This is a genomic window from Thermus sp. FJN-A, assembly GCF_054655095.1.
The window spans coordinates 1-824 of sequence record NZ_BAAHSC010000042.1; the positions used below are offsets into that span (position 1 = coordinate 1).

The window sequence follows — 824 nt, forward strand, 5'->3', positions numbered from 1 at the left end:
CGAGGGAGGCCCGGGCGGCCTCCAGGTCGGCGAGGGCCTGGAGGTAGGCGGGGTCCGCCTTCAGGGCTTCCTCCGCGAGGCGGTCCAGGAGGCGGGCCTCCTCCCGGGTGAGGCCCTGGGCCAGGGCCGGGGCGAGGACGAGAAGAAGCGCGAGCCGCCTCACTTGGCCACCACCACCTTCCTGAGCCAGGGGGAGAGGACCACGAAGGCGGCGATGCCCAACCCCCCCGCCACATAGAGGTCCATCTCCCCCCGGGCCAGACCCAGGTAGCGGGCGGCGATGGCCACGCCCCCCGCCACCAGGAGGATGGGGGCCAGGGCGATGCCCCGCTCCTCCCGCCGGGCCAGGCCCTCGGCGTAGGCCGTGCCCACGTCCCGGTTCCGCACGATGTCCTCGGCGCTCACGTACCGCACCAGGCGCTCCACCTCTCCCGGCACCCCGGCGGAGAGGCTCACCACCCGGTTGAGGTAGGCCTCGAGGTCCTCGGCCACCACCCCGTAGCGCTCCACCAGGGCCCGGGCGAGCTCCCGGGTCTCCTTCGGGGAGAGGGGCGGGAGGTCCACCCGGTCCAAACGCATCCATAGCCGCTTTGTACCCCCCTTCCTTAGGGTCTCCGGGTGGACGGCCAGGACCAGGGTGGCCACCTCGGCGAAGGCCACCAGCCAGGGGACCACACTGGGGGTGAGGCCCGTGGCGTCGTCCACGACGAGGGTGACGGGGTTCACCCCTTCGGGGCGCTTGAGGGCCTTGAGGAGGCTCCTCGCCTTCTCCTCGTTCCCCGGGTAGCGCCTCTGCCAGGCCTTGAGGTCGGCCTCGAGGTCCC

At 73.2% G+C, this 824-nt stretch carries 1 protein-coding gene; it reads right to left on the reverse strand.

Annotated features, from left to right (window positions below; all coding sequences use genetic code 11):
• Positions 1-159 precede the first annotated feature (159 nt).
• Positions 160-824, reverse strand: a 665-nt coding sequence (locus tag ACYQ0J_RS00205; RefSeq protein WP_460170227.1) for an ATP-binding protein, incomplete at its 5' end; no start/stop codon positions are given.